Genomic DNA, 25,016 nt, shown 5'->3' with positions numbered 1-25,016 from the left:
GTCAGGTCAGCAGCGCCGCCGCCGCGACGATGACAGCGGCGACCAGCACGGATGCGCTCAGCCAGCGAAGCGCCGACACGATCGCCTGTTCGCCCGGGCCGATCACCGGCGGCGCCTGCAGCCGGGCCACCGCCGCCCGGATCAGCGCGGGCGCATCGTCGCCCAGCCGCGACAACTCCCATGCGATCGGCGCGATCTGCGCGGTCCAGGTGGCGGGCGACACCCGGTCCAGCGTCACCCGCGCGGTTGCCCGCGCCATTGCGCCGGACAGGTCGTTGTCCGGCGCGATCCGGCCAAGCACGCCGTCCAGCGTCATCAGCGCCTTGAACACGATCAACAGGTCCGGCGGCAGCACCAGCCGCTCCTCGCGCATCACCCGCAGCATATCGGTGACCAGCGCGGCCAGCACGATCCGCTGCCCGCCGCCATGCCGCGCGATCAGCCCCTCTGCCGCTGCGGTCAGCTTCTGGCCGCCGCCCGGCCCGCTCCCCGTCCACACCGCCAGCGTATCGGCCAGCGCGGGTGCATCGCCGCTGCCCAGCGCGCGGACGAACCCGATAAACTCCTGACGCCGCCGGTGACTGATCTGTCCGGTCATGCCCATGTCGAGCAGTGCGATCCGGTTGCCCGGCTGACACAGCAGGTTGCCGGGATGCGGATCGGCATGAAACCGGCCGTTCAGCAGCACCATGTCCAGCACGATGTCCGCGCCCGCCTCTGCAATCATCACGGGGTCGATCCCCGCCGCGCGCAGGGTATCGCCATCGACCGGGCGAACGCCGTCGATATAGTCCATCACCAACAGGGTTTCGCTGGTGTAGCGCCAGTGGATCACCGGCACGACGACGCGGTCATCGCCCGCGAAATCGGCGCGAAGGGCATCGGCGTGCCGTCCCTCGCTGGCCAGATCCAGTTCCTCCAGCATGGCCGTCGCCAGCTGGCGGGCCATGGCGACGGGGGTAAATCGCCGCGCCTCGGCACTCGCCCGCTCGGCAATGCCGGCAAGTTCGGCGATCAGGCGCAGGTCGGCCGCAATCGTCTCCGAAATGCCGGGCCGCCGGATCTTCAGTACCACCTCCCGCCCGTCCTCCAGCGTTGCACGGTGCACCTGCGCGATCGACGCCGCTGCCAGCGGCTGCGGATCGAACCGGGCGAACAATGCCTCCGGCGCATCGCCCAGCGCCGCTTCGACGTGCGACCGCAGCGTCTCGAACGGCAGGGTCGGCGCATCGGCGTGCAGCGCGGATAGCTCCGCAATCCATTCCGGCCCCAACAGGTCGCCGCGCGTGGCAAGGATCTGGCCCAGCTTGATAAAGGTCGGACCCAGCGCCTCGATCGCCTCTCGCGTCCGGCGCGGCAGATCGGGGGGCGCATCGCCGCTGCGATCGGCAAGGCCGAGCCGCGCGGCCAGCACTCCGATGCCATAACGCGATATGACGCCGCCAATTTCGCTCAGGCGCTGGCGGTCACGGGCGGCGACGCGGATCGTATCGAACATGGCCAATCAGGTAAGGGGCCGCGCCGCCCTATCCAACCCAGTCCCGGCGCAGCGACCGGATGGCCAGCAACATCAACCCGGCCGCCACCGCGTAAAAGCCGAGCGCCGCCATCGCCGCATAGCGCAGCGCCTCGTCGCCATAGGTGCCGGTCATCGCATCCGCGACAGCCCCCATGATCCACGACCCGGCACCCAGTCCGATCAGGTTGTTGATGAACAGGAACGACGCACTCGCCGTCGCCCGCATATGCGGCGGCACCAGATGCTGCACGGCGGTCGTCACCGGGCCAAGCCACAGGATGTTGAGGCCGTTGGGGATCAGGAACAGGAACCAGGCGATGACCGGTGATCCCGTCATCACAAAGCCGCCAAGGAACAGCGGAATACTGGCCAGCCAGGCAAAAGCGGGCAGCCGCGCATAGGCGCCGCGATCCGCCTGTCCCAGCCGGTCGGCCAGCCATCCGCCGGCAAACACGCCGATCGTCCCGCCGACCAGCAACAGCGAGCCAAAGAAATAGCTGGTCGACGACAGGTCGAAACCGAAGCTGAGCATCAGCACCGACGGCACCCAGAAGGCGAGGCCATAGCCGCACATCGAACTGAATGCGGCGGCAAAGCTCATCAGCCAGAAACTCGGCTTGGCGGCCAGGATGCGGAACACCGCGCTGACCGGCACCCGCTCGCCCGCTGGCTGGGCGGGCCGCGCCGGTTCGCGCACGATCAGGCGGAACAGCGGGGCGATGACCACGCCCGCAATGCCGACGACGATGAAGGCCCAGCGCCAGTCCACGCTGGCCGCGATCCACGCACCCAGCAGCGTCCCGCTGGCGAGGCCAATGGGGATGCCCAGCGAATAGATGGCCAGCGCCCGCGCCCGCTGATGCGGGGGGAACGTGTCGGCGATCACCGCATAACTCGGCGCAACGCCCCCCGCCTCCCCCACGCCCACGCCCAGGCGGAATGCGAACAGCTGCCAGAAACTGCCCGCCATGCCGCACAGCGCGGTAAAGCCGCTCCACACGGTCAGCGACAGGGTGATGACCCATGTGCGGCTGGTCCGGTCGGCCACCAGCGCCAGCGGAATGGCCAGCGTGGAATAAAGCAGCGCGAACGCGATCCCGCCCAGCGCGCCCAACTGCGTGTTGGTCAGGTTCAGGTCCGCCTTGATCGGCTGAACCAGAATGCCCAGGATCTGCCGGTCCAGGAAATTGAAGGTATAGACGAGCAACATCATCGCCAGCGCCGCCGCGCGATACCCCGGCGTGGTCGCCGGCATGCTCGCCGGCATGGTCTGGTTCATCCTCATCCCTCCACCGGCGGGGATGGCGCGCGGCCATCCCCCTACACCCGCCCGACGCTAGGCCGCGCGGATCAGAAGCGGAAGCCCGCCGTCACGTTCCAGGTGCGCGGATCGCCGAAATAGGCGGTCTGGATGTTGCCGATCGACGAAAACTCCTGCCCGTCGGTGCGATAGATGGATTTGGTCAGGTTACGCACGCCGCCGCGCACATAATAGCGGCCCCCGGCTGCATCGAACTGAACGAACGCATTGACCAGCCAATAGCCCGGCTCCGTCAGGCCCGGCCGGTTGTCGATCGACAGGAAATGCCGGTCGACAAACCGCGCATCTCCGCCCAGCGTCAACGCTCCGGCATCGCCCAGCGGGATCGCGTAATCGCTGGCGAGCGAAAAACTGACCGGCGGGGCAAAGGGCGGCTGGCACACCACCTGATTGCCGGTCGGGTTGCACGAATAGGCCGGCGCCCGGCGACCATCGGCAAACTCCTCGTATTTCGCGTTCAGATAGCCAAAGCTGGACCGGATCGTCCATTCGCGCACCGGCTTCACCGTTGCCTCGAACTCGATGCCCCAGATGCGCAACTCGCCCGCGTTCAGCACGGGGAATGCACCCGCGCTGCCGCCGCCGACCCGCGCCTGGAAATCCTTGTAGGTCGAATAGAAGACATCGCCGGCAAGCTGGACGCGGCCGTTCAGGAAGCTGCCCTTGGCACCCGTTTCATAGGTCCAGACGGTTTCCGGCCGGAAAAACGGCTGGATCGTCGGTACGCCGTCGACCACCACGGTCACATCGCCAATCCCGTTGACGCGGCCGTTGAACCCGCCCGATTTGAACCCGCGCGAGGCAGAGGCATAGAGCAGCGTATCCGGCGTCGGCTTGAACGACAGGCTGACCGTCGGCGTCCAGGCGTCGAAATCCACGCTGTCCAGCGTGTTGAACGGCGCGGGCAGGTTGGTCGGAAACTCGAACCGCCCGCCCGTGACGCCGCCCGTCACCGTCGTGGTCAGGCGGGTATAGCTCTTGCGCTCCTTAGAATAGCGCAGGCCACCGGTCAGCGAGAATTGATCGGTAAAGTCATAAGTGAACTGACCAAAGGCGGCATAGCTCTTGGTATTCTGGTCATCATCGATGAACCGCGTGAACGTCAGCGGCGGCCCGGCGAGCGAGAGGTAGACGAGATTGTCGCTATACGCTTCCTGATGCGAGGTGACGTCCTCGTTCAGGTAATACAGGCCGAACACGCCCGACAGCGGCCCCTTGTCGTATTTCAGCTGCAGTTCCTGGCTGAACTGTTCCTGCCGCACGCCGACAAACGCGTCCGCGACCTCCAGCTCGGTTGCGTCGAAATCGAGGTAATAATCGGGGCTGAGCTTGCGATAGCCGGTGATCGAGGTGAAGGTCAGACTGTCGGTCAGGTCGATATTCGCGGTAAAGCCAAGGCCCCAATGGTCCACGCGCTGGCCCTGGCCGGGGGCCAGGCTGGTCGAGGCGCGGTAATTCCAGGTGCGGCCGTTGGGAAAGGCGGGCTTCAGCACCGGAAACCCGAACAGCCCGGTCAGCGGCGCCGTGGCCTGACCCAGGGCGGCGGCATTGCGCTGCTTGTAATAATCGCCCGACAGGATCAGCTCGACGTCCTCGCTGGGCGTCGCGCGCAGGATGCCGCGCGCGGCCCATTGGTTGCGGTCGTTGTAATCCTGGCCCGTCCGCGGATCGATCACCACGCCGTCACGCCGGTCGAACACGCCCGCCACCGACAGCGCCAGCTTGTCAGTGACCAGCGGCGCGGAGGCATAGCCGTTGACCAGCCACTGGTCATAGCTGCCATAGGTGACCGATCCGGCCGCGCGAACATCGGTGGTGCTCGGCTTGCGCGACACCACGTTCACCGCGCCGCCGACCGTGTTCTTGCCATACAGCGTGCCCTGCGGCCCGCGCAGCACCTCGACCCGCTCGACATCGAACAGGTTGAACAATGCGCCCTGAATCCGGCTCATATACACCCCGTCGACATAGATGCCGACCGCCGGGTCAAAGGTTTGCAGCGCATCCGGCTGGCCGATGCCGCGGATGAAGATGTTGGCGTTGCTGGTCGAACCGCGCCCCTGCACCAGATTGACGTTGGGCACCGTCCCCTGAATGCCGCCAAGGTCGGTCGCCTGATATTTCTCCAGCGTCGCGGCGGACAGCGCGGTTACCGCGACCGGCACGTCCAGCAGGCGTTCCTCGCGGCGGCGGGCGGTGACGACGATCTCGGCATCTTCGGGCGCGGCTTCGGTGGAAACCGGGTCCATGTCCTGCGCCGCGGCGGGCGCGGCGATCATCAGCGCGGGCAAGGCGGCGGCGGACAGGATCAGCGCGCGGACGCTGGACGAACGATGCTTCATGGCGAAACCTCCCCTGTGGATGGCAGCCCGTCGGACGCGGGTTGTGCCGTGTTGCGATCCGCTATACTGAAACCTGAACCGGGTTTCAACTTGGGAATGTATCGGAGGGAGCCGGATGGGGACGGAACCGGGAACGGCGGGCGCATCGGCGGCCAGTGCGGGCAAGGAACCGCGGACCGAGCGCGGCCGCCGCACGCTGCGCGCGATCCTGGATGCGGCCGCCGCCGAGTTCGGGGAAAAGGGGTTTCACGACGGATCGATCAGCGGGATCACCCGCCGCGCGGGCGTCGCGCTGGGCAGTTTCTACACCTATTTCGACAGCAAGGACGCCGTGTTCCGCGCGCTGGTTCAGGACATGTCGGATCAGGTACGCGATCAGGTCGCCCCGGCGATCCGCGCCGCGCCCGATCAACTTGCCGCCGAACGCGCGGGCCTGCTCGAATTCATCCGCTTCGTGCGCGAGCACAAGGAAATCTATCGCATCATCGACGAGGCTGAATTTGTCGATCCCGACAGCTTCCGCCGCCATTACGCCACCACGGCGGATCGCATCCGCACCCGCCTGTCCGCCGCCGCCGCGCGGGGCGAGGTGCGCGGCGATGTGGACGAGGTTCATGCCTGGGCGATCATGGGCATGAACGTGTTCCTCGGCCTGCGCTATGGCGTGTGGAGCGATGCCGAACCGCCGGAGGGGGTGGCCGACCGTGTTGCCGACCTGCTGGCCAACGGCCTTGCCCCCCGCAGCTGACCGGTCACTCCCCCTTCAGCAAGTCCTTCAGCCCGGCAAAGGCACCCGTCGCCACCTCGTCGTCGCGCTTGACCCCCGCCTCGCGCAGCGCCGCCTCGGCCGCAGGGCTGCGGGGATAGGGGTCGAGCGCCAGCGCCATCGTCTCCGCCGCCGCCTCGCCCAGATCAATCGCGCCGCCGGTGTAGAACAGCGTGTCCGCCGCCTCTGCATCGATCTCCACCTCGTCCGCCGGGGCGGCATCAAGGTCCGCTTCCGGCACAAAGCGTAGTGACACCGGCTCCTCGATCCGCGCCGCCACCGGCTCGCCGGTTGCGATGCAGGGCTGCGCCACCTCGGCGATCACCCGCCCATCGGCCAGCACGTCCGCCCCCTGTCGACGCAGCGCAAACTCGGCCGACAGCGTATCGACGGCGATCAGGCCGAACCGCGCGGCCAGCCGCTCCCGCTCGTCCGCCTCTGCGCTGATCGTCACGGTTGTGGGCGCGGTGCCGATCCGGTCGATCCGCTGCGGACGGCTGAATTCCGGCGTCATGGCAATTCGCCGCGCTGAATGGCGTCCAGCGGCACCTGGCTCAACGCCCGCCGCCACGCGGACAGGCCCGCCACGACATGATCCAGCGCCGCCGGCTCCGGCGCCTCGCCGCGATAAAGGTTGCGCACCAGCGCCTCGCCAAGCCGCGCATCCCCCTCGGCCAGCCCGTCGCGATAGGCGCCCAGCCGGCCGCCCAGCATCCCCATCATGCGGCCGACCTGCTTGCCGACGACGACATCGCCAAATCCGATCTGGCGCAGCTGGCCGTCCATGTCCTGAACGAACCGCTCGGCAAGCTGTGCGTTCAGCACCGCCGCCGCATCGCCCGCCTCCTCCTCCAGCCGCAACAGCAACATGGCCAGCACCGCGGCCACCATGTCGAACCGGCCATCGATCGTGTCGGGCACCTGCCCGTCCAGATACCAGTGCGGCTCCCGCGCGCGGGCGATCACGACCTCATAGGGACGCTGCGCGGGCAGCTCTCCCTTTGCACCGAACAGGCGTTCCAACAGTTTCATTCAACCGGCCCTTTCGGCATTCCATCCACTGCGCCCTTGTGGCGCCATGATTGGCGGCATATTGAGCGGGCTGGCGATGGTTGCAATGGATAGCGCCGCCGCCTTGTGGTTTTCGCGGAGAAGTGTCGATGAAGCTCCTTTCGGTTCGTGCGCTCGGCCTGACGCTGGCGGTTGCCGGTGCGCTGGTCAGCGGGGGCTGCACCAAGCTGAAAAGCCATCAGGGCTATGTCATCGATCCCGATCTGGTGAACTCGGTCCAGCCGGGCGTGGACACGCGCGACTCGGTCACGCAGACGCTGGGCAGCCCGACCTTTGTCGCGCAGTTCAACGACAAGCAGTGGATCTATCTGTCCCGCGACAGCCGGAACCTGGCCTATAACCGCCCGCGTCCGGTGGAACAGACCGCCATCCGCATCACCTTTGACGATGCCGGCACCGTCACCGCGATCGACAAGACCGGGGTGGATCAGGTCGCGTTTGTCGCGCCCAGCGACAAGAAGACGCCGACCCTTGGCCGGGAACGCGGCTTTTTCGAGGATCTGTTCGGCAATATCGGCACGGTCGGTGCGCCCGTCGGCGCTGGCGGCCCCGGTGGCGGCGGCCCCGGCCAGTAATCTTCCTTTCGCGCGGCTAAACGGGCGATTCCCGGCCCGTTCAGGCGAATCGGCCTAGCTTCCTCTCATCAGCGGCGGACCGAACCGCCGCGCATGAGGAGGAATTGAAGATGCGCAAGCCCATGCTGATGCTGTTGATGGCGGCGGTAGCCGTTCCTGCGGCCGCGATGCCGACGGCGGCCAGCGCCCAGTCATGGCGCGAGCTGCGGGACGATCGCCGCGACGTGCGCGAGGAGCGCCGCGAACTGCGCGACGCCTATCGCCGGGGCGACCGGGGCGACATCCGCGAGGAACGCCGCGACCTGCGCCGCGAAACCCGCGATCTGCGCCGGACGGAACGTCAGTTCGACCGCAACCATGCCTGGCGCGACAATGACTGGCGCGACTATCGGGCCAGCCATCGCGGCGTCTATGCCCGCGGCAACTGGCGCGCGCCGTTCCGCTACAACCGCTGGAACAATGGTGCGCGGATTGCGCCCGCGTATTTCGGCCAGCGTTACTGGATTTCCGATCCGTGGCGCTATCGCCTGCCCCCGGCGCGCGGCTTCCAGTATGTCCGTCACTATGACGACGTCCTGCTGGTCGACACCCGTCGCGGCGGGGTCGTCCGGGTGTACAACAACTTCTTCTGGTAAACGTTGATCGGGGCGGTCCTTCGGGGCCGCCCCTTTTTACCCGTCACCGCATGGTGAACAGCACCTGATCCACCACCCGGCCACCCGGCGCCACCAGCGCCAGCCGGTGCGCCCCCGGCCCGGCCAGCACCATCGGCCGCCCGTCCGCCGCGCCCAGATCGCGCCGGTCCAGCATCAGGCGATGGCCGACCACCTCCCCTGACACGCCGATCACCAGCCGCTGGCGATCCACCGGAATGTCGGGATCCAGCGCATAGACGCTGCCCGAAACCGGGCTGGTAATCCGAGGCCGCCGCGCGGTTGCCGGGGCCAGCGCCACCTCGCTCATCCCCGTGCCGGCCAGGAAATAGTCGCGCCTTGGCTGTTCCAGTCCGGCGGCAAAGCGCACGGGCTGCGGCTCCACCCCCTGCGGCATTGGCGGCGCGCGCCCCGGCCGGTCGCGGTGCAGCGCCAGCATCACATCGCGCCACACCGGCGCCGCGCCGCTGGTCCCCGACACCGCGCGCATCGGATCACCCTCCAGGTTGCCGACCCAAACGCCGACGACGTACCGGTCGGTAAAGCCGATGCACCAATTGTCGCGCATCGCCTTTGACGTGCCCGTCTTGACCGCCGCCCAGAAGGGGAGCCGCAACGCGCTGTCGGTGCCGAATGTCGCGGCGCGGGCATTGGCATCGGCGATCATGTCCGCCACGATCCACGCGGCGGCGGGCGTGGTGACGGCGCGCGGCTCCTCTGCCGCCTCCCCCCTGGTCAGCCGCAGCTTCTGCCACTGTCCGCCCCGCGCCAGACTGCGATAGGCGGCGACCTGTTCCATCAGCGTCACCTCCGCCGACCCCAGCGCCAGCGAATAGCCGTAATATTGCCCGTCCTCGGTCAGCCCGCGATAGCCGGTATCCCACAACCGGTCGCGGAACGCCTCCACGCCCGTCAGCAGCAACGTCCGCACGGCCGGCACGTTCAGCGATCCGGCCAGCGCAACCCGCGCCGACACCGGCCCCTTGAACGCGCGGTCGTAATTCTGCGGCACATACAGGCCCGATGCCGTGTCCAGCTGCACCGGCGAATCGTCCAGGATGGATGCCGGGGTCAGGTATCCCCGCTCGATCGCCTGCGCGAACAGGAACGGTTTCAGCGTCGATCCAGCCTGCCGGTACGCACTCGCCCCGTCCACCGCCGCCGCCGTAGACGCGCCGCCGACCCCGCCGACATAGGCCAGCACCTCGCCCGTCACGGTATCGGCCACGACCACCGCCCCGTCCCGCGCCCGCGATCCGCCCAGCCCCTTCAGCTGCCGGGTCAGCGCCGCCATCGCCATGCGCTGCACGCCCGCATCCAGCGTCGTCGTCACCTTCGCGCCCGGCGCTTTCAACAACCTCACGGACAGGTGCGGGGCAAGACCGGGATCAAGGCGCAGGCTGCGCGCCGGACCCAGCATCGACGCCGCCCCGCTGCGAAACCGCGCACAATCGCCCCGGCCGGCAATCGCACAGGCCCGCCGCGCCACCGCCGCCGCATCCGCCCCCGGCGCGGGCAGCAGCGCCGCCAGCAGCACGCCATCATCCCGCGTCAGCGCCCCCGGCGTCTTGCCGAACAGGCCCAGCGCCGCCGCGCCAACCCCCTGCGCCTCGCCGCGAAAGCCAGCCAGGTTCAGATAAACCTCAAGGATCGCGTCCTTGCCCCATGCCCGCTCCAGCGCCCATGCGGCACGCATCTGCCGCACCTTGTCCCGCCATCCCCGCGCACCCGGCCGGGCAAGGTCGGGCGCGATGAACGCGGCAACCTGCATCGAAATCGTGCTGCCCCCACGCACCCGCGCGCCCGTCACCCGGTCGCGGATGCTGCCGCCCAGCGCCCACCAGTCCACGCCGCCATGATCGGCAAAGCGCCGGTCCTCCGCCCCGACAATCGCCCCCCGCGCATCGGCCGTAACATCGCCCAGCCGCACCCATGCCAGCCGCCGCGCCGCAAAATTCACCCGCTCGCTGTCGATCAACACCCCGTTGCGGTCATACAGCCACGCCTCGGAGGGCTTGTAGTTCGCCTTGACGCTGGCCAGCGAAGGCAAGGGCGGCGGCAGGGTCAGCCAGCTCAGCACCGCATACAGCGCGGCGAGGAAGCCTAGCGCGATCAGACCCCCATGACGGCGCGCGATCATCGCCCACTCACCCCCGGCACTCCCGCGAAAGCAGAAGCCCAAAGCCCCAAGCCAACCGCCAGACAACCCAGGGCTCCTGCCTTTGCAGCAGCACGATGGAACCGACACGCATCAGTCGCACCATACCGTTCCTCGCGAAGGCCGAGGGCCAGTCGCGAACGGCTGCGATCCGCCCCCTCACCGCTGCCGCACCGTCACAACCCCGTTCGGCACCGCCGCGCGTATTTCCGGCGAATACATCGCCTCTACCCGGCTGGGCGGCAGTTGCAGCGTGCCCGCGCCGTTCAGCCGCACGGTGTAGCTGACGGTGTGCGTGCCCGCAGGCAGCCAGGCGAAATAGGCGCGCCAGGCGTCCTGTCCGCGCTCGACATAGCTGGGGGATGCGCCCCCGCTCTCTCCGCCCTCGCCCAGCAGCGCCGACTGGTTGGCCATGCCGCCGATCACCGTCGCGCCCGCCGGGATCGGGTCAGACACGACCACCCAGCTCCGCTCGGCGCTCGCCTCGATGGTCAGCGTCACGCGCAGCACGTCGCCGCGGGTCAGCACGCCTTTGGTCCGTGCCTGCACCACATCGACCTTGCGGGTCATCCGGTATCCCGCCGCCAGCGGGCGGGTCAGCGGCACGGCAGCCTTGACGCGGACAAAGGCCCATGGCCCGGCCCCGCCGCTCTGCGTCAGCGACAGCGGCGCGCGCGTGGGCGGAAGCGGGAAGCTCAGCAGCCGCGACGAAGCCGCCAGCGGCCAGCTCCGGCTGACCCGCGCGGTCCCCAGCGATGCCGTCGTCACCCCGGCCACCGCCTCCGCCGGATAGGCGGCCGCGAACCGCCGCGCCAGGATCGTGCCCCAGGCATTGGCCGTCGTCGTGTCCCAATGCCCGCGCTGTTGCCGCGACGCGATGCCGGTCATCATGCGCGGGCCATCCTCGCCCCAGCCGGGCCGTCCCAGCACCGCGGACAGCGCCTTGATCGCAGCCTCGTCGCCCGAACTCATCATCCACCATGCCGCCTGTCCCTGATCGGTCAGGTCGAGCCGCGTCCCTTCATAGGCCAGCCGCTTGCGAAGCTCGCCCTCGCCCGCCGCCCGCAGTGCCGCCCCGTTGGCCAGGCCGGAAATACGCCCCAGCGCCGACAGGTAATCGGCCAGCGTCGCGGTCGGCATTTCCGCCGGCGTCATGCCCACCTGCCCCAGCATCGCAGCGTTGGCTGCGCCCGCCCGGGCCAGTGCCGCCAGTGCCGCAATCCGCTGGATGCGCACATCGCCATAGTCCTCGCGCCGCAGCCACCCGTCCAGCACCGCCTGCATCGCCGCGATCATCCGGTCGCGCGACCCGCCGGGCAGCGGCAGGCCGGCCTCGGCCGTGATCGACAGGACATAAGCGGTCAGCGCCTCGGACCCGCTCATCCCCTCGACCGGGAAATATTTCAGCAGGCCGTCGGCATCCAGATAGGCGGGCATTTCCCCCGCCAGCCGGTTCCACGCCGCCACATCGCCCAGCGCCACCGCCCTGGACAGCCGCTGCTCGAAACAGGTATAGGGATAGGCTGCCATGTAATCGCGCACGCCCTGCATCGGCGGAACCAGCGTGTCGGTCAGCGTCACCTCGACCCCGCCCAGCCCCGGCAGGAATCCGACAGGCGGCGCAATCGGAATGTCGCCGCCCGCGCCCACCCGCGTCAGCGTCGCGGCCCAGGTTTCGACCGGCACCGGCGGCACGACGTTCTGCACCACCGTCATCCGGTCGACCGCCCGGCCATCCTCGCTGCGCGCATTGACGGTCCAGGTCAGCGTGCCCGTGCCGCCCGGCGCGGTCAGGTTCCACGCCACCGGCACCGCGCCGCCCGCCGGGATCGTCACGCTGATCGGGCGGCCCGTTGCCACGCGCGGGCTGACCGTCACATCTGCCGTCACCTTCACTGCGCGGTCCGATCCGTTGCGCAGGGTGAACTGCGCCGCATACCGGTCCCCGCCCCGCACCAGCGGCGGCACGCCGGCAAAGATCGACAGGTCCTGTGCGGTGCGCACGCTCGCCTCGCCCATGCCGAACGCATTGCCATCGGCCGCGCCCGCCACCGCGACCAGCCGGAATCCGGACAGCGCATCGGACAGCGGTACCGCAACCCGCGCCCGGCCCTGTGCGTCCAGCGCCACCTGACCCCGCCACAGCAACACCGGCTGAAAGTTTTCGCGGTTCAGGCCGGACAGGTCGCCGCCCCCGCCGCCGCCGGCCTCCACGGCCTTTCGCCCGTAATGCCGCTTGCCCACCACCTGCATCTGCGCGGTAGAGGTCAGCACCGACAGCGGACGGTCGCCCATCATCGCGGTCAGCACGTCCCAGCTTTCATTGGGGGCAAGCTGAAGCAACGCCTCGTCCACCGCGACGAACGCGACATCGGCATCGCGTGCCGGGCTGCCATCGGGGTTGGTCACCGCGATCGCCACCTGCGCCGTGTCGCGCGCGGCATAGCGTTCCTTGTCCGCCTTTACCGCAACGCCCATGCGGAAATCGTCCCAGCCGACCTTCACCCGCGCCACGCCCATCCGGTATGCGGGCTTGGCCAGATCGACCAAAGCCGTCGGCCGTGCGCCCTCGCGGGAGAAAAAGGGCAGGTTCCATTCGCGCGCCAGATTGGCCAGCCACAGCGACCATCCGCCGATCCGCCCGCGTACCGCCATGACGCTGACATAGACTTCGGGCGCATAGCCGCCGGGCATCGCCACCTCGACGACGGGATCCTTGCCGCTCAGTTCGGTGACAAAGCTGTCGATCACGCCCTCGCGCTCGACGGTGACCAGCGCGGTCGCGGACCGGAACGGCATCCGCACCTGGAACCGCGCCTTGTCGCCTGCCTTCACTTCCTGCGTCTCGGCGATCACGTCCATGCGGTCGCCATTGTCGCCGCCAAACCACCAGTCGTCCTCACCCGCCAGCCAGACCGACGTGCCCGCCACCGCGGCATTGCCATCCGCATCCTCGGCAGTGGCAACGGCATAGACCTCACCCGACACGCCGGGGTCGAGACGGCATTCGGCCAGCCCCAGTTCGTCGGTGGTCGCGGAACAGCTCTCGTCGATCCGCGTCGTCTTCATCTGGTTGTCATAGGCATAAAAGCCGCCGATCAGCCGCCGCCTGGCGGTCAGCACTTCGCGGCTGAACAGCTCGACCTTGATCCGCTGTCCCTTGATCGGCTTGCCACCGGGGTCCAGCGCGACCAGCTTCAGCCGCAGATCGTCGTCCTTCATCATCCAGCCATCGGTCCTGACCCCGATCTGGACGGCACTGTCATACAGCGGCACCCGGCGCGACGCGGTCAGGATCTCGCCATTGGCGTCCTCATAATCCATCTCGACCAGCAGGTCGGTGGGGCCGGAAAGGGTCGCGGGCACATCGACACTGGTCCGCGCCGTCCCTTCGCCGTTCAGGGTCAGCGGCAGCATCTGCGTCGGCGGCAGCGGGGACAGTTCCTCCTCGCCATCGCCGTTCAGCGGCTTGACGCCCTCCACCATCCGCCGCCCGGCAAAGCTGTATCCGTCATACCCCTTGGGCCGGCGAACCCCCTCCATGAACGCGACGCGCAGATCGACGGCCAGGTTGGACGCGCCCCCGCCCGACAAATATCCGGCGAACAGGTCCAGCGGCACCGATTTGGGCTTTACCATCGGCGCGCTTGGCCCGCTGACGCTCGCCTTCATTGTGGGCAGGCGATATTCGTCCACCTTCACCGACTGGCCCGACCAGATCGTGCGGTCGCCATTGACGAAGCGCAGGTTGTAATCGCCCATCGGCGCGGCTGCCGGCACCGCCCAAGTCGTCTCGCCCGATCCGCCCGGCCGGATCGTCAGCGGCAGTTCGAATTCCGTCCCGCTGCCCGAATGGCTCAGCACCAGCTTGCCGGTAAATCCGGGCATCAGGCTGAATCCGCGCGGCGACGGCATCCGCACGAAATGCTTCATGTTCACCGTCTCGCCCTGCTTGACGAGCGCGCGGTCGAACACGGTATGGATCACCTCCTCCCGCGCCGACCAGCCGAACGGCAGGTCAAAGTCATAGGGGCGGATGCCCTCGCCCCACTGGGTCAGGGTGAAGCTCATGTCATCGCCCGCGCGAGCGGAAATCATCAACGGATGCGCCTCGCTCGACGGGCCGCAATCGGTATAGGTTTCCGGTTCCGGCAGCCCCTTGGCAAACGCCGCGCGTCCCTGTGCATCGCTGCGCCCGCGCGCCAGCTCGGCCCCGGTGCAGCTGTCGGTGACGCGCACCTCCGCTCCCGCCAACGGCTTGCCGGTATCGAGCGCGGTGACCCAGGCAAGCGATCCGCCCCGGCCCCATTTGAAATGCACCGCCATGTTGGTGACCAGCGCACCCGCCGCCACATAACGCGGCGCATTGCGGCCCAGCAGCGCCGCGCCCAGCCGGGGGCTGGCAAATTCGACGACATAGAATCCGGGCTTGCCCAGCGCGATCGGCACCACCTCCATCGGCTTGCCGCCTGCGGGCAGGGGCAGGTTGAACGCCTTGCCCGCCCCGCCGGTCAGGATCGGCTTCGATCCGGTGTCGTTGACCGTCACCGTCTCGCCGCCGCGCTGCTCCTCATGGCTCTTGTAATCATCGGCCTCGTCGATGGTGCGCAGCCATTTGGCGACGCTGGCATCCGATCCCGCAACGTGCAGCGCCTGTCCGGCCAGCGCGGCATTGCTGCCCGGCAGGGGGTTTTCGACATTGCGGATGGTGACGGGCAACGTGCCGCCCTCCTTCGCCTCCACGATCCCGAACGGTGCTGCGAACTTCACCAGCGGCGGCGCCTCGTCGAACCGCACCTCCAGCGGAAAGCGTTCGGCGTTGCTCAGCGGCCGGCCGCTCTCGTCCTTGACCCCGGCGGGCAGGACCAGTTTGGCGGCCACCGCCTCGGGCAGGGGCGCGGCAAAGCGAACCTCGCTCACCATCGCCTTGTTCTTGTCATCGTCGGTGATCGCGGCGGTCAGCACCTTGCCGCCCGGCACCTCGATCCGCGCCTGTTTCGCCACCTCGGCGGGCACGGGCGCGGAAAAGCGCAGCCAGCCCGGCGACACCGGATTGCACCCGGCTTGCGGGTTGACGCGCGAACATTCGAAGCGCGCGGTGAACGGCTTGCGCACCGTGAAATCGAACCGTTGGTCCGCCCCCGCCGTCCGTCCGCCGCTCTCGATCCCTGCGCCCCACACCAGCGCCATGTCGCGCCCCGGCGGCAATGGCCGGCGACAGCGCAGCGCCGTCACCCCGGCCAGCGCCCGCTTCGCCTCATCCGCGCTGGCGGGCACCGTTTCGGGCAGCCCCGCGTTCGACAGGAAGCTGCGGCTTTGCCAGTCGTCCTTGCTCAATTTCTTCAACAGGTCGATGGCGGCATCCGTGCCCAACACATCCACCGGGATGCGTTCGCTCAGGCCGTCAATCGCGCAATAGGCATTGGCCCCCACCGACCCCGGCGATGCGGGCAGGTTCGCGGCGACCAGGAACACCTGATCCTCCTCGATCTCGCCGCCATAACCGCCGGGCAGCACCGCACGCGCCACCGGCCCGCCGCTGTCCACGCTGAAGCTGCGCGTCCCCTCAACGGCATAGCCCGCCGCACTTTTCAGGCCATCGCGCAGGTCAAAGCGGCACGTGACGCCGCCGGGAAGGCCGCTGGCGAAATCATAGACCCAGGTTTGCGGATCGACCCAGCGCCCCTCGCCCCCCACCGGACAGGCGATGGCGGCGGGCGCTGCGGCGCGCGGATCGCCCAGCGGCACCATCGCCGCGCTGAACCGCAGCGTGAAGCGCTGGATCGCACCGTTGCCCAGACCCGGCGTCGCCAGTGTCACGCGCGGGGCATCATCGGCCATGGCCAGCGGCACGCCGATCACGGCCAGGGCAAGCGCAACGCGCACTGCAAGCATCATGGGCATCCCTCCCGCCCGGTTGTCCACCGGCACTACCGGCCGGACCATAGCAGTGTCCAGAATGCCTGACAGTGCTTTGTTTACATTCGTCATTTATCGGTGAACATTGAACTACGTAAATCGCGCAGGTTGGGGGGTGTGGCGATTGATGATCTTCCTGCTCGGTCTGGTCGATGCGTTCACGCATGAGATGCTGTTATTCGCCGCGATCGGGTTTCTGATCGGCGGGATCGACGATCTGTCCATCGACCTCATCCATGGCTGGCATCTGCTGCGCGACCGGATATCCGGTCCGCGCCGCCCGCGCATCGCCCTGTCGCAACTGCCGGTGCCCGCCGATCCGTCGATGATCGCGGTGTTCGTGCCCGCCTGGGACGAATCGCAGGTGATCGGCCCGATGCTGTCGGGCGCGCTCGCCCGGTTCGATCATTCGCGCTATCGCATCTATGTCGGTGTCTATCCCAACGATCCGGCCACCATGGGCGCCGTCACCGCGATCGCCCGCACCGACCTTCGCGTCCGTCCGGTTGTCGTCGATCGTCCGGGTCCGACGACCAAGGCGCATTGCCTCAATCAGCTATGGGCCGCGCTGCTTGCCGATCAGGCGGCGGGGAACGATCCGGCCGACCTGATCGTGCTGCATGATGCAGAGGATTGGGTGCATCCCGGCGAACTGGCCGTCTATGCCCATCACATCGGCCGGTACGATGTGGTCCAGATCCCGGTGCTGCCGCTGGTTCATCCGGCATCCCCCTTTGTCTCCGGCCATTATGCCGACGAGTTTGCCGAGGCGCATCTGAAGTCGCTGCCTGTGCGCGAACGGCTGGGCGCCGGCCTGCCGCTGGCAGGCGTGGGCTGCGCGATCCGCTTTTCCATGCTGGTCGCCATCGCCACCGCGCGCGGCGGCAAGCCGTTCGACGAGGACAGCCTGACCGAGGATTACGAACTGGGCCTTGCCATCCACCGGCTGGGCGGTCGGGGCGCGCTGGTCCGCATGGCAGAGCGGCCCGGCGGTCCGCTGGTCGCGGTCCGCGCCTATTTCCCCGACACCATCGACGCGGCCGTTCGGCAAAAGGCGCGGTGGATCACCGGCATCGCGCTGGCCGGATGGGACCGGACGGGGTGGAGCCGCGCGCGGCAGTGGCAGGATCACTGGATGCGGATGCGCGACCGGCGCACGCTGATCGCCGTGATGGTGCTGGCTGCGGCCTATCTGGCGCTGCTGGGATGGGGTGTTGGGCGGGTCGGACACTGGCTGGCCGGCGTGCCGGTTCCTGCAACCGATCCGTGGATCGCCTGGCTGATCCCCATCAATGCCGTGCTGCTCGGCTGGCGGCTGATCGTCCGCGCGATCCACGTACGCGCCCATTATGGCTGGGGACAGGCGCTGTTGTCCGCCCCTCGCGCGATTGTCGGCAATTTCATCGCGCTGCTCGCCACCCGGCGGGCGCTGTTCGCCTATTTCCGGTTGCTGCGCGGCGCGCGCCTGCACTGGGACAAGACCGCGCACCACTTCCCCGTCGCCCCGGATCGCGCCACGCGATGAGCCTGGGCCAGGCCGCCGGTCGCCCGCTGCGCTTTGCGGGCCTTGTCCTGACGGGCTGGGTATCGCTGCGCGTGCTCGTCCTCTGGTCGCAAACGGGCAATCTGCCCGATGCGATCCGGCAGGGCGTGCCGGGCGGCACGATGGTCGAACGACTGGTGGCGCAGACGGACCTGATGGCCGCCCTGCCCGGCCCGGCGGCGGCACAGGCCGCCCTGCCCCGCGCCGTTCCTCTTGCGCCAGCCCCGCAGATCGCGCCCCGGCTATTGGCGCCCGCGAGCAATCCTGTCCCCGGACTGCTCGCCATCCACACCCCGGCGCACGTGGCCGAACCCGACCGCATCCGCATGGCGAGTGCCGCCATCGCCCTGATCGACCCCATCCATCTCGTGGCGCCGGAAAGCAGCCCGCGCCTGATGCCGGATGCCGGGGCGCTTGGCCCCCGGCCCGGCGGCCTGTCGGGTTCCGCCTGGCTGGTGGCGCGCGGCGGCTCTGGCAGCACGGTCGCCGGTCAGGGGCAGCTTGGCGGGGCACAGGCCGGCGCGCGGCTGCGCTATCCGGTCGCCGGACCCGCCCTGACCGCGATGGCGGGCGTCAACCTGCCGCTGGCGACAACCGGCCGCGAATTGGTCACCGGCATCGAATGGCGGCCGGTGCGCGCGCCGATCACCCTGATTGCCGAGCGCCGCGATGCGATTGACGGCGTGGCCGGGACCGCCGTTGGCGCGGGTGCCGTGATGGGCATGGGGCCAAGCCCGGTCGGCGGCGGCGTTTCGGTCGAACTCTATGGCCAGGGCGGCGCACTGGTCCGCGACCGGATTCAACCCTATGCCGATGGGGCGGCCCGCGCACTGCGCCCGGTCGGGGGTGGCATCTCGCTTGGCGGCGGGGTGTGGGGCGGCGCTCAGCGCGATGCCGCGCGGCTGGATATCGGGCCCAGCGCGGTTGCGACCGTGCGCCTGGGGCCACAGCCGGTGCGGATCGCGCTCGACTGGCGGCAACGCGTTGCGGGCGACGCCGCCCCCGACAGTGGCCCGGCCCTGACCGTCGGTTTGGACTTCTAGCGGGCAACGGTCCTGCGGCGGAAAGCGGCGAACGCCACCATCGCGCCTTTTTCCTGCCCGGTGATCGCGCTATCGGTCGTCGGACATGGACCTTTACCTTCCCATCGCCAACCTGTCGGTCAATGCGCTGGTCATCGTGCTGCTGGGCGGCGCGGTCGGCCTGCTGGCCGGGATGTTCGGCGTGGGTGGCGGGTTCCTGACGACGCCGCTGCTGATCTTTTATGGCATCCCGCCCACCGTCGCCGCCGCCTCTGCCGCAAGTCAGGTGACCGGCGCCAGCGTTTCCGGCGTCATCGCGCATATGCAGCGCGACGGCGTCGACCTTCAGATGGGCGGCGTGCTGGTGCTGGGCGGCGTGGTCGGATCGCTGCTCGGCGCCGTGCTGTTCGACTGGCTGCGCGGCACGGGCCAGATCGATACAGTGATCAACATCCTCTATGTCCTGCTGCTCGGATCGATCGGCGGGCTGATGCTGTGGGAATCGCTCGCCTCGCTCAATGCGGTGCGGTCGGGCACGCCCCAGCCGCTGCGCAAGCGGCACTGGCCGCTGATCGCCGCGCTGCCCTTTCGCTGGCGCTTCTACCGGTCGGGCCTGTACATCTCGCCCATCGCGCCGTTGGTCCTGGGGATCGCGGTCGGCATCCTGACGATGCTGCTGGGCGTCGGCGGCGGCTTCGTGCTGGTGCCAGCGATGATCTATCTGCTGGGCATGAGCACGCGCGTCGTTGTCGGCACGTCGCTGTTCCAGATCCTGTTCGTCACGGCGGCCGCCACCATGGTCCACGCCCTGACGACCAAGGCGGTGGACATCGTGCTGGCCGCCCTGTTGCTGATCGGATCGGTCAGCGGGGCGCAGATCGGCGCACGGCTGGCCCAGCGGGTCCAGCCGGAATATCTCCGCCTGCTGCTTGCCATCCTGGTGCTGGCGGTGGGGGCGCGGATGCTGCTCGGCCTCGCCTGGCGGCCGGACGAGATCTATTCGATCGAGCTTGGCTGACCATGGCCCGCTGGCTGCGCCCCGTGTTGCTTGCCCTCGCCCTGCCGCTGACGCTGGGCGCGGCAAAGCCGGTGCTGGTGCCCGACGTGTCGCAGCGCGATATCGAAATCGTGTACAGCTTTACCGGCGCGGAACTGCTGCTGTTCGGGGCGATCCTCTATCCCGGCGGCCGGGTGCCCGGCGGGGACGAACCGGCGGACATCGTCGTGGTGGTCAAGGGGCCGACCGAAAGCATCCGACTGCGCGAAAAGCGAAAGGTTGCCGGCATCTGGGTCAATGCGGACAGCGCACGCTACCGATCCGCCCCGTCCTTTTACGCGATCGCTTCGTCACGCCCGATCGACGAGGTGGTGGATGAGCGGACCCGCGCGATTTACGAACTCGGCCTCGACAGCCTGCAGCTGTCGCCGATCACCGCTGCCACGCCGCAGGAGCAGCGCCGCTTTGCCGATGGCCTGGTTGACCTGAAGCGTCGGGCCGGCCTCTATTACGAGGCACCGGGTGCGGTGGAAATCACCGAGGACGTGCTCTATCGCGCCCGCCTGGCCATCCCCGCGCGCGTGCCCGTTGGCCGGTTTACCGCCGAAACGCTGCTGATCCGCGATGGACGCGTGCTGGCGGCTGCGGTCCGGGATATCGAAATCCGCAAATCCGGCTTTGAACGCTTCGTTGCCGCCGCCGCCGATCAATGGTCGTTCCTGTACGGGATCGTCGCGGTCGCCCTGTCGCTCGGGCTGGGCTGGCTGGCGGGCCAGTTGTGGCAGCGCATCCGCACAGGGTGAGCATCCGGTTATCGTCCGACAACCATATCTTTACGCCTGTTCTGCAAAAGGCGCAGGGTCAATGGGGTGGGATCGGAACGAATGGCGGACATGCAGGGTGCGCGCGGATTTGAACCGGCGGTGACAGCGGGCGGTTCGGCCGGCGCGGTTGCCGCGGTGGCTCAACCGGTCGGGATGCTTACCTCTGTTTCCGGCGGCTCGGGCGAAATCGTGCTCGACGGCAATGCCCTCGCCGCCCTGTCCGGCAACGCCGACAGCGGCCTGGCCCATGCCGGACAGATCGGCAGCCAGATCAAGCTGCGCGCCGGATCGGTCTGGCTGGTCGCCACCGTCCGCAACACCCGCCTGACCAATGCCGAACATAATGAACTGTCGGCTCAGATCGACTTTCTGGGCGAGGGGGACGAGGAAAAGCTGACCGGTCGGCTGTTCCGGTTCCGTCGCGGCGTCACCCGCTATCCCGCCCCCGGCACGCTGGTCTATCCCGTGTCGACCGTCGACCTGTCGCAAATCTATGCGACCGAGGACCGGCCCAATATCGAAATCGGCACTGTCCATCCCACGCGCGACATTCGCGCCGCGCTTTATGTCGATGCGCTGCTGGGCAAGCATTTCGCGCTGCTGGGATCGACCGGTACCGGCAAATCGACCAGCGCCGCGCTGATCCTGCACCGCATCTGCGACATGGCGCCCCAGGGTCATATCGTGATGATCGACCCGCACGGCGAATATTCGACCGCCTTTTCGACCAATGGCGCGCTGTTCGACGCCAGCAATCTTCAGATCCCCTACTGGCTGATGAACTTTGCCGAACATTGCGAGGTGCTGCTCACCTCGACCGGCTCGGATCGACAGGTGGATGCCGACATCCTCGCCCGCTGCCTGATCGCCGCCAAATCAAAGAACCGGATCGCGCAAGAGGTCGGCAAGCTGACCGTCGATGCGCCGATCCCCTATCTGCTGTCCGACCTGTCGACCGCCATCCAGAACGAGATGGGCAAGATGGACAAGGCGACGGACACCGCGCCGTTCCTGCGGCTCAAGGGCAAGCTGGACGAGATCAAGTCCGATCCTCGCTATGGCTTCATGTTCTCCGGCATGCTGGTCGGCGACAGCATGGCGCAGTTCATCGGCCGGATGTTCCGCCTGCCCAGCGACGGCAAGCCGATTTCGATCATCGACGTCTCCGGCGTGCCCAATGAAATCACCTCGGTCGTGGTGGCCGTGCTGGCCCGGATGGTGTTCGATTTCGCCATCTGGTCGCGCAACGAACCGCAGCGCCCGATCCTGCTCGTCTGTGAAGAGGCGCACCGCTACATCCCGAACGAACGGCACGCCGATGCCAGCTCGGTCGGCCGCATCCTCAGCCGCATTGCCAAGGAAGGCCGCAAATACGGCGTCTCGCTCGGCCTGATCACGCAGCGGCCATCGGACCTTGCCGAAGGCGTGCTGTCCCAGGTCGGCACGATCATCTCGATGCGCCTGAACAACGAACGCGACCAGGCGTTCGTCCGCGCCGCCATGCCCGAAGGGGCGCGTGGCTTCCTCGATTCCATCCCGGCGCTGCGCAACCGCGAATGCATCGTCTGCGGCGAGGGTGTGTCGACCCCGGTGCGCGTGGCGTTCGACAATCTTGAGGAACATCGCCGGCCCGCATCCGAAGACCCCGTCTTCTCCGACCTCTGGCGTCAGTCGGGCGGGGATGAGGAGATCATCGCCCGCACCATCAAACGCTGGCGGTCACAGGGGCGCTAAGCCGCTGGCTGATCGGCAAAACCGATGGCATCCAGCAAAATCGTACCCTCGATCAGCCTCAGGGCATTCAGCGCGCCACGCTCGCCATCCGGGTGCCGCATCGCCAGCCACTGCAGATAAAGTCGCGCGATCCGCTCGCCGGTTTCGCGATGCGCACTCTCGCCGCCTGCCGCTGCGGCGACGATCTCCAGCCATACGCGAATATAGGGGGAAAAGAGCGGCGATCGCATCGCCCCCACGGTCACGGTGACCAGCGCTGCTTCCGTCTCAAAGGTCGCTGGCGTGACGGCCGCGTCCAGCAGCGCCTTCATCCGTAATGCCAGATGATCCAGCAATGCGGCGACCAGCATGGACTTCGACTGGAAATGATACAGCAACATCCGGTCCGACGTGCCGGATGCCGCGGCCAGCCGTCGTAGCGTTGCCTGCCCAAGGCCATGCGCCAGCACATGATCCGCCATTCGGTCCAGCAGAACTGCCCTGTTGTATCGCATCGCCACCTCTTGCATTCGATGTAGCAGTCGCTACAAATCGTGTCCGTATGTAGCAACTGCTACGTTTGCAAACAGGATGCAGTGATGGCCGTTTTTCAGACCCTGCTGTTGATCGCCTATTTCGGGGCAACCATTGTCATCCTGGCCATTGCAGCAAACCGCCATACGGTTCGCACCATCCCGTTCCTCGTCGTCCTGACCGCAGCTTTTGCGTTGTTCACGAGCGCCACGATCGCCAAGGAAGGCGTGATCCAGTTCTGGATCAATCATTCGACCACGATGGCCGGCAATCAGGTGTGGTTTGACCTGCTGATCGCCGTTTCAATCAGCTTTTTCCTCATCGCACCCCGGGCGCGGGCGGCGGGTATGTCGATCCTGCCCTGGGCGATAGCCGTGTTGGCCACGGCATCGTTGGCGCTGCTGCCAATGCTGGCGCGACTCCTGTGGCTGGAACAGCGCCGGGGCTGATCCGGTTGCTGCTTATTCTTTTCCGGCGCGCCCGCCATTCGCCGTAGGGACAGCCATCAGCCGGGCCAGCATCGCGCGGAACTCGCGCAGTTCGCCGCCGCTCAGCTGTTGCTGGACGGTGAACTTGAAATTGGCCGGGTTCACCGGGCGGCCGCCGCGATACACCTCGTAATGAAGGTGCGGGCCGGTCGACAGGCCGGTCGATCCGACATAGCCGATGACCTGCCCCGCGCTGACCCGCGTGCCGGGGCTGACGGCGATGCGGCTCATATGGGCATAGCCGGTGGCCAGGCTGCCTGCGTGATTGACCTTCACGAACTTGCCGTGGCCGCCATGCCACCCGGCATAGGCAACCACGCCGCTGGAGGCGGCGCGGATGGGCGTGCCATAGCTTGCCTTGAAATCCAGGCCGTTATGCTGGCGGCGATAACGCAGCACGGGGTGGAAGCGCGCGCCGAAACCGCTGGACACCGCGCCCGGCACGGGCCGCGCCATCTCGCCGCGGTTTTCGCCGACGCCCTTGGCATCGAACCATTCGGTGCGGCCGCCCTGTTCCCACCGGACCAGCTGGATCTGGCGGTTGCCCTGGTCGATCGCGGCATAGAGCAATTTGCCCAGCCGCTCCTCGCCGGTTTCCGCCCGCTGCCGCTCGACGATCAGGTCGAACTGGTCATTGGCGCCGATCCGCGACATGGGGAGGCGCAGCCGCATGGCGCGGATATACGCCTCGACCGCGCGGGCCGGGGCACCGGCGGCACGCGCCGCACGATACAGGCTGCCGCCCACCCGTGCCCGGATGCGCAGCGGCGTATTGTCGATGGCGATGGGAATGCGCTTCAGCGCCAGCGCGCCGCCATCGGTTCGCTTGACGTCGATCGCCAGATCGAACCGCGCACGAAATGCCAGCATCTCCAGCGGCCGGGCGGCATCCTTTTCCGGGCGGCGGCCCAGCTTCATCGCAATGCGGGTGCCCGGCCGGATCGCATCCAGCGGCACTGCATCGCCGACCATGGCGGCCACGCGCGCGGCCTCGTCATCGGCCATGCCCGACCGGGTCAGGAACCGTTCGAACGAACCGCTCATCGTTCCGCTGACATCGATCACCGGGCGTTCGGGCGTGTCGTTCAGCGGCCGTGCGGCGGCGGTCGCGCCCATGCGCGTTCCGCTGTTCGCGCCCAGCGCCAGCGCAGTCACGCCCTGGCTGCGCGCCTGATCCAGTGCATCCCCGGCCAGCGGCGCGGGCGCGCGGCCCAGGATCGGCCGCTCAAACCCCGGCGACAACAGCCAGGCAAGCGCCAGCATCCCGGCACAGGTTGCGGCGCCGCGATACCATTCGCCGCTGCCAATGCGCGAGCCAAGGTCGGGAAAGGGATCGAAGTCGGGAAAACGGTCGGCCAGCGTCTCGACCCAGGCCGGACGGCGAAGGCGCAGGGCAGGCACCGCAGCGCCCTGAGCGCCGCTACCGCCGTCCAACCATTCATGCTCGCCCCGCAGGAACAAAAACCCGCACCCCCAACCCGTTGATCCGGCAACCCATTCCGGTCGCTGGACCGGCATGATTTCTGTGAAGCAAAGGTCCTAAAGTCAAATTAACCCGGCCCAGTAACGGC

Annotated in this window: 18 protein-coding genes; 9 read left to right on the top strand and 9 right to left on the bottom strand. The window is 68.1% G+C overall.

Annotation, left to right across the window (positions count from 1 at the left end):
• Position 1 precedes the first annotated feature (1 nt).
• The 3 genes from ACNI3Q_RS12895 to ACNI3Q_RS12885 form a co-directional block, all read right to left on the bottom strand.
• Entirely contained in the window at positions 2-1,498 is a 1,497-nt protein-coding gene (locus ACNI3Q_RS12895) for an ABC1 kinase family protein (RefSeq protein WP_426277286.1), read from the bottom strand.
• Between the two features lie 28 nt (positions 1,499-1,526).
• Complete coding sequence (locus ACNI3Q_RS12890; RefSeq protein ID WP_426277283.1) at positions 1,527-2,798, bottom strand: spinster family MFS transporter; 1,272 nt, start codon at positions 2,796-2,798, stop codon at positions 1,527-1,529.
• Between the two features lie 71 nt (positions 2,799-2,869).
• Positions 2,870-5,182 carry a TonB-dependent receptor gene (locus ACNI3Q_RS12885; protein WP_426277281.1) on the bottom strand — a complete coding sequence of 771 codons (2,313 nt, stop codon included), beginning with the start codon at positions 5,180-5,182 and terminating at the stop codon, positions 2,870-2,872.
• A 115-nt stretch (positions 5,183-5,297) separates the two neighbouring features.
• On the opposite strand from ACNI3Q_RS12885, the gene ACNI3Q_RS12880 reads away from it, so the two are divergent.
• Complete coding sequence (locus ACNI3Q_RS12880) at positions 5,298-5,930, top strand: TetR/AcrR family transcriptional regulator (protein WP_426277279.1); 633 nt, start codon at positions 5,298-5,300, stop codon at positions 5,928-5,930.
• Between the two features lie 4 nt (positions 5,931-5,934).
• Here the strand turns inward: ACNI3Q_RS12880 and ACNI3Q_RS12875 are convergent, their stop codons facing one another.
• The gene (locus tag ACNI3Q_RS12875) at positions 5,935-6,462 is read right to left on the bottom strand and encodes a YceD family protein (protein WP_426277277.1); all 528 of its coding nucleotides are present in this window, start codon (positions 6,460-6,462) and stop codon (positions 5,935-5,937) included.
• The gene (locus ACNI3Q_RS12870; protein ID WP_426277275.1) at positions 6,459-6,980 is read right to left on the bottom strand and encodes a ubiquinol-cytochrome C chaperone family protein; all 522 of its coding nucleotides are present in this window, start codon (positions 6,978-6,980) and stop codon (positions 6,459-6,461) included. Before ACNI3Q_RS12870 ends, ACNI3Q_RS12875 begins: the two co-directional genes overlap by 4 nt.
• A 128-nt stretch (positions 6,981-7,108) precedes the next feature.
• Here ACNI3Q_RS12870 and ACNI3Q_RS12865 point away from each other — a divergent pair, with 128 nt between their 5' ends.
• Positions 7,109-7,594 (top strand): outer membrane protein assembly factor BamE, encoded by a 486-nt coding sequence (locus tag ACNI3Q_RS12865; protein WP_426277273.1) that lies wholly within the window; start codon positions 7,109-7,111, stop codon positions 7,592-7,594.
• Positions 7,595-7,704: 110 nt separating this feature from the next.
• Positions 7,705-8,229 (top strand): RcnB family protein, encoded by a 525-nt coding sequence (locus tag ACNI3Q_RS12860; RefSeq protein ID WP_426277271.1) that lies wholly within the window; start codon positions 7,705-7,707, stop codon positions 8,227-8,229.
• Positions 8,230-8,272: 43 nt separating this feature from the next.
• On the opposite strand, the gene pbpC is transcribed toward ACNI3Q_RS12860, so the two are convergent.
• Positions 8,273-10,387, bottom strand: a complete 2,115-nt coding sequence (pbpC, locus tag ACNI3Q_RS12855) for a penicillin-binding protein 1C (RefSeq protein WP_426277269.1) — start codon at positions 10,385-10,387, stop codon at positions 8,273-8,275.
• Between the two features lie 177 nt (positions 10,388-10,564).
• Positions 10,565-16,303, bottom strand: coding sequence for an alpha-2-macroglobulin family protein (locus ACNI3Q_RS12850; RefSeq protein WP_426277267.1), 5,739 nt, complete (start codon positions 16,301-16,303; stop codon positions 10,565-10,567).
• A 148-nt stretch (positions 16,304-16,451) separates the two neighbouring features.
• On the opposite strand from ACNI3Q_RS12850, the gene ACNI3Q_RS12845 reads away from it, so the two are divergent.
• The 5 genes from ACNI3Q_RS12845 (at position 16,452) to ACNI3Q_RS12825 (ending at position 22,444) form a co-directional block, all read left to right on the top strand.
• Entirely contained in the window at positions 16,452-17,849 is a 1,398-nt protein-coding gene (locus ACNI3Q_RS12845; protein ID WP_426277265.1) for a glycosyl transferase family protein, read from the top strand.
• Positions 17,846-18,910 carry a hypothetical protein gene (locus ACNI3Q_RS12840; RefSeq protein WP_426277263.1) on the top strand — a complete coding sequence of 355 codons (1,065 nt, stop codon included), beginning with the start codon at positions 17,846-17,848 and terminating at the stop codon, positions 18,908-18,910. The genes ACNI3Q_RS12845 and ACNI3Q_RS12840 overlap by 4 nt, the downstream gene beginning before the upstream one ends.
• Positions 18,911-18,995: 85 nt before the next feature.
• Positions 18,996-19,907, top strand: coding sequence for a sulfite exporter TauE/SafE family protein (locus ACNI3Q_RS12835; RefSeq protein ID WP_426277261.1), 912 nt, complete (start codon positions 18,996-18,998; stop codon positions 19,905-19,907).
• Positions 19,908-19,909: 2 nt separating this feature from the next.
• Positions 19,910-20,689 (top strand): TIGR02186 family protein, encoded by a 780-nt coding sequence (locus tag ACNI3Q_RS12830; RefSeq protein WP_260020131.1) that lies wholly within the window; start codon positions 19,910-19,912, stop codon positions 20,687-20,689.
• A gap of 81 nt (positions 20,690-20,770) precedes the next feature.
• On the top strand, positions 20,771-22,444 hold the full coding sequence (locus tag ACNI3Q_RS12825; RefSeq protein ID WP_426277259.1) for an ATP-binding protein: 1,674 nt from the start codon (positions 20,771-20,773) through the stop codon (positions 22,442-22,444).
• On the opposite strand, the gene ACNI3Q_RS12820 is transcribed toward ACNI3Q_RS12825, so the two are convergent.
• Positions 22,441-22,938, bottom strand: a complete 498-nt coding sequence (locus ACNI3Q_RS12820) for a TetR/AcrR family transcriptional regulator (RefSeq protein ID WP_426277258.1) — start codon at positions 22,936-22,938, stop codon at positions 22,441-22,443. The two genes, ACNI3Q_RS12825 and ACNI3Q_RS12820, sit on opposite strands and share 4 nt — an antisense overlap.
• 84 nt (positions 22,939-23,022) lie before the next feature.
• Here ACNI3Q_RS12820 and ACNI3Q_RS12815 point away from each other — a divergent pair, with 84 nt between their 5' ends.
• Positions 23,023-23,406 (top strand): hypothetical protein, encoded by a 384-nt coding sequence (locus ACNI3Q_RS12815; RefSeq protein WP_426277256.1) that lies wholly within the window; start codon positions 23,023-23,025, stop codon positions 23,404-23,406.
• Positions 23,407-23,418: 12 nt separating this feature from the next.
• On the opposite strand, the gene ACNI3Q_RS12810 is transcribed toward ACNI3Q_RS12815, so the two are convergent.
• Entirely contained in the window at positions 23,419-24,846 is a 1,428-nt protein-coding gene (locus ACNI3Q_RS12810; RefSeq protein WP_426277254.1) for a M23 family metallopeptidase, read from the bottom strand.
• Positions 24,847-25,016 lie beyond the last annotated feature (170 nt).

This window comes from Sphingomonas eleionomae (genome assembly GCF_049889035.1).
In the GTDB taxonomy this organism is placed as follows: domain Bacteria; phylum Pseudomonadota; class Alphaproteobacteria; order Sphingomonadales; family Sphingomonadaceae; genus Sphingomonas.
The sequence above is the reverse complement of the archived record's forward strand: the minus strand, read 5'-3'. Positions and strand labels throughout refer to the sequence as shown.

Excerpts from the sequence above, each read along its gene's own strand:
- ACNI3Q_RS12895 (WP_426277286.1), bottom strand. The coding sequence starts at position 1,498 with ATGTTCGATACGATCCGCGTCGCCGCCCGTGACCGCCAGCGCCTGAGC.
- ACNI3Q_RS12890 (WP_426277283.1), bottom strand. The coding sequence starts at position 2,798 with ATGAACCAGACCATGCCGGCGAGCATGCCGGCGACCACGCCGGGGTAT.
- ACNI3Q_RS12885 (WP_426277281.1), bottom strand. The coding sequence starts at position 5,182 with ATGAAGCATCGTTCGTCCAGCGTCCGCGCGCTGATCCTGTCCGCCGCC.
- ACNI3Q_RS12880 (WP_426277279.1), top strand. The coding sequence starts at position 5,298 with ATGGGGACGGAACCGGGAACGGCGGGCGCATCGGCGGCCAGTGCGGGC.
- ACNI3Q_RS12875 (WP_426277277.1), bottom strand. The coding sequence starts at position 6,462 with ATGACGCCGGAATTCAGCCGTCCGCAGCGGATCGACCGGATCGGCACC.
- ACNI3Q_RS12870 (WP_426277275.1), bottom strand. The coding sequence starts at position 6,980 with ATGAAACTGTTGGAACGCCTGTTCGGTGCAAAGGGAGAGCTGCCCGCG.
- ACNI3Q_RS12865 (WP_426277273.1), top strand. The coding sequence starts at position 7,109 with ATGAAGCTCCTTTCGGTTCGTGCGCTCGGCCTGACGCTGGCGGTTGCC.
- ACNI3Q_RS12860 (WP_426277271.1), top strand. The coding sequence starts at position 7,705 with ATGCGCAAGCCCATGCTGATGCTGTTGATGGCGGCGGTAGCCGTTCCT.
- pbpC (WP_426277269.1), bottom strand. The coding sequence starts at position 10,387 with ATGATCGCGCGCCGTCATGGGGGTCTGATCGCGCTAGGCTTCCTCGCC.
- ACNI3Q_RS12850 (WP_426277267.1), bottom strand. The coding sequence starts at position 16,303 with ATGATGCTTGCAGTGCGCGTTGCGCTTGCCCTGGCCGTGATCGGCGTG.
- ACNI3Q_RS12845 (WP_426277265.1), top strand. The coding sequence starts at position 16,452 with ATGATCTTCCTGCTCGGTCTGGTCGATGCGTTCACGCATGAGATGCTG.
- ACNI3Q_RS12840 (WP_426277263.1), top strand. The coding sequence starts at position 17,846 with ATGAGCCTGGGCCAGGCCGCCGGTCGCCCGCTGCGCTTTGCGGGCCTT.
- ACNI3Q_RS12835 (WP_426277261.1), top strand. The coding sequence starts at position 18,996 with ATGGACCTTTACCTTCCCATCGCCAACCTGTCGGTCAATGCGCTGGTC.
- ACNI3Q_RS12830 (WP_260020131.1), top strand. The coding sequence starts at position 19,910 with ATGGCCCGCTGGCTGCGCCCCGTGTTGCTTGCCCTCGCCCTGCCGCTG.
- ACNI3Q_RS12825 (WP_426277259.1), top strand. The coding sequence starts at position 20,771 with ATGGCGGACATGCAGGGTGCGCGCGGATTTGAACCGGCGGTGACAGCG.
- ACNI3Q_RS12820 (WP_426277258.1), bottom strand. The coding sequence starts at position 22,938 with ATGCGATACAACAGGGCAGTTCTGCTGGACCGAATGGCGGATCATGTG.
- ACNI3Q_RS12815 (WP_426277256.1), top strand. The coding sequence starts at position 23,023 with ATGGCCGTTTTTCAGACCCTGCTGTTGATCGCCTATTTCGGGGCAACC.